The sequence below is a fragment of the Enterobacter cloacae complex sp. GF14B genome (genome assembly GCF_004136805.1).
GTDB lineage: Bacteria > Pseudomonadota > Gammaproteobacteria > Enterobacterales > Enterobacteriaceae > Enterobacter > Enterobacter hormaechei_C.
Window position 1 is genome coordinate 1 of record NZ_QFRV01000175.1, and the last position, 3210, is coordinate 3210.

The 3210-nt window shown below is 36.5% G+C and carries 2 protein-coding genes; both read right to left on the reverse strand.

All coding sequences use genetic code 11. The features are described from left to right. Window positions 1-846 precede the first annotated feature (846 nt). Complete coding sequence (locus DD606_RS24280; protein WP_129259348.1) at window positions 847-2019, reverse strand: site-specific integrase; 1173 nt, start codon at window positions 2017-2019, stop codon at window positions 847-849. A 450-nt stretch (window positions 2020-2469) separates the two neighbouring features. Then, window positions 2470-2907 (reverse strand): hypothetical protein, encoded by a 438-nt coding sequence (locus DD606_RS24285; protein WP_103821922.1) that lies wholly within the window; start codon window positions 2905-2907, stop codon window positions 2470-2472. Between the last annotated feature and the right edge of the window lie 303 nt (window positions 2908-3210).

Sequence of the window (3210 nt, forward strand, 5' to 3'; positions counted from 1 at the left end):
AAAAAAAATGGGTTTTATATTTAAATGCAGGGAGTAAGTGCTTTATGTTGGTATCGTGGATCTTACGCTTCCTCGATGAAAAACAAGTTTTCATCTTGCGGCGAGCGTTGCGGTTTTTCTTTATCTCTTAAAGTTGTACTTACTCTGTATAAGCCTTCGGCCTGAGCTACGCAAAGGAACACCAAAGAGGCCGTGAACCCACCCTAAAGGGTGTTTCACCCAAAGTTTCGCCTCCCCGGTAGCTCTCGCTATCAGAGTGACGATCCTTTGGTGAGCCTGTCTTGTTGTGCTTCACCCAAAGAGCTGAGACTTAGAGCTGCATTGCCTTTCGGCTATGCTGGCACCCTGTTGCACCCCCTCAGTCGCTCCATAGTATTACTTACGGCAATCTAACCCCTGTATGGTCGGGCTTTCTCATAGCTCACCTGATCGCTCATCAAATACCGTAGGAACTCGTTCCCGGTCTGGTCTTTTGCAACACTCCCCGTTTAGACCAAACACCAACACCTACCCGAACAATCACATGCATATGACTCCATACGCGGCTCCACAGGTAGATCCCGATACAATAGGCAAAGTAACTTTGTTGGTGCTTAAGGACTTGAAAAAGCTAGGTATTTTTTTTGACTTGTAAGGAAATGGGTTTGACTTTTACGAAGGAGTAAGATAGATTTATCTTACCTATCGTAATCCAGTGCTTGACTCACTTGATTACAAGACTTCAAAAGTCGCCAAACTTTTTTAGTCCCTCAAAGCCAACCTCCACAGGTTGGCTTTGTTGTATCTGTCACTGTTATAACTGATTTGCTTTATACGTCAATAGTCTATCAAAAATATTGAACGCCATTACTTGAGCTTGAACGACTTCTGAGAACCCCTCTGCAAATTTGCACCAGTCGATTTTTTAGACTGCGAGATCTTGCTACCAATAGACGATTGGGTATCATTTTTAGCTTTCATATATTCTTTTATATCGGGCTTTATTTTAATATCATCACTCGCTTTTGCTACGAACTCACGATCACTTTTACCTTGCTTAGAGTATCCATAGAACTCTTGCGAAACTGTATTTCTATGCCCCATCGCTTCCGCTATTTGTTTACGTGTAGCCCCTGATTTTTTCAAATCACTGGCAAAAGAATGGCGGTAAGAATATAAAGAAAATCCATTATGGTACTTATTAAAATGCTTTCTCAATGCGTTATAATCTTTTTTTGTTTGAACAACTTCTAAAACACCAGAACTATTTTTTATAGCATCCAAAAGCAACTTATCCGCTGCATTGTTTAAATCAGGCTCATATCCAACCGCTCGAACTTTTTGACCTCGATCCGCTGCTATTTTTGAACCCTTTATAATGGCAAAAATACGTCCATTCTCAAACTGTAGTTTGACACCTTTTTGTATTTCTGACGGCCTAATACCAAAGCGATTTATCACAGAAAAACAAACAGAATGACGCTTAAAAAAAGCAGGCTTCATATTACCAAAAACATCATTTGCAGAAGGAGCATTTTTTGCCGTTTTTCTTTTACTTAATGATTTTTTATCATAACCAATCTTTGATTTTACGTCAGAAAATAAAACTCGCTTATCGCTTAAAAACTCATCTTCAAACTTTATGGATAGTTTAAATGCTTCAACTGTTAGATCTTGTGCTTTTTGATAGTCTTTATTTTTAGAATATTTCTCAGCTTCACGGCGTAGCTGTTTTATTTGTTCCACTATACAAAAGCGGAAAGCTGTTCTTGTTTTGTCAAAACTTGCACGAGTGTTGCACGACAAAAGTATTTGCTGTTCGCTTTTCCCCCTGTTACTAGAAATCATTGATTTGTATAATGTTTTGTATTGCTCTTTTGACTCTGCAGATGCATTTATTTTTACTTGATTTATTACATCTTTAATCATTTTATCTACATAAACACTCAAAAACGAACCCGCTTGCATTGCCTGTTCTTGTGCCATTAGCAATCTTGCATCAGCAATCCCCTTCTGGTGTCTGGTTAAGTTTACTTTCATATCTTGCCCCTTTTTTAGTCCTCCTGTGGGTTTATTTTTCGCTGTCGCAAAAAATCAAACCCATTGCCTTTCTCCTAATATTTCAAAGGTCGCTCGCTCCCAATGAAATAAAAGTCGAACGGCAAAGGTTCTTGGCTGCCCGCCATTTTTATTTTTTCTCGCTCATACTCGAAAAACTAAAAAACGAACCTACATTATTGCGAATAAAAATACGCAATAATGTTTTTCTTGCCGCTTATATATTAATATTTCATTTTCGCTATTTCGTCAAATATTGCCAAATCCGCCACCACCTAACCAACCTAAGACATATATACTTTTGCTTTACACTTTCTGCGGCAATCGCTAAAACATATATCCGTTAACTTTCTATTTTTATGGCGTATTGCTAATATATATATTTGTTAGCTTTAAAATATACCTGCATGGTCAGGTAGGACAAGGCATTTTTTATTTTCGGTAAGATTTTTTTATTGCCTTATTATGATAGTCAAACAATAAATCAAATCTTGAAAGTTTACTTTCAACATCTTTTTGATATTTATTTTTTATGCAAATATAATCAATAGAGATCTTATCTTTCGCCGTCCTTTTTTCTTCTCTTTTTGTTAATCCATTCCCATTATTTTCAACATTAGCAAAATGTAAAAATAACCTATCAGATAGAATTCCGCGAGACATAAACAGCTTACAAAGTTTTAATGATGTATGGTAAGTTAGATCTATTTTTTCTTCTTGTGCTATTTTATATAAAACAGCAATCATAAGATCGGCTTTTAATCTCTTTTTAACTGCAGCAACATATGCACCAAATACATATGGTGAATCTGTACTATAATACTTTTCTGAATAAAGTGTTCTCAGTTCGTTTTCTATTTCGTTTTCCATATTAGCTCCTATATTAAATAACGACATGCATGCAATACCGTACAACCGTCATCATTGTCAAGAGCTAACAAATATATTTTTTACCTAAAAACAATAGGTTATAAAAGGCTATCTGATATATACGTTAGCTTAAAATAAGATCGTAAAAAAGGCCGTAGGCAAAAAGTGGCATCGCCAAAAAAAATGGGTTTTATATTTAAATGCAGGGAGTAAGTGCTTTATGTTGGTATCGTGGATCTTACGCTTCCTCGATGAAAAACAAGTTTTCATCTTGCGGCGAGCGTTGCGGTTTTTCTTTATCTC

Bases quoted from the DNA above. Each gene is read 5' to 3' on its own strand.
- DD606_RS24280 (WP_129259348.1), bottom strand. From the start codon at position 2,019: ATGAAAGTAAACTTAACCAGACACCAGAAGGGGATTGCTGATGCAAGA.
- DD606_RS24285 (WP_103821922.1), bottom strand. From the start codon at position 2,907: ATGGAAAACGAAATAGAAAACGAACTGAGAACACTTTATTCAGAAAAG.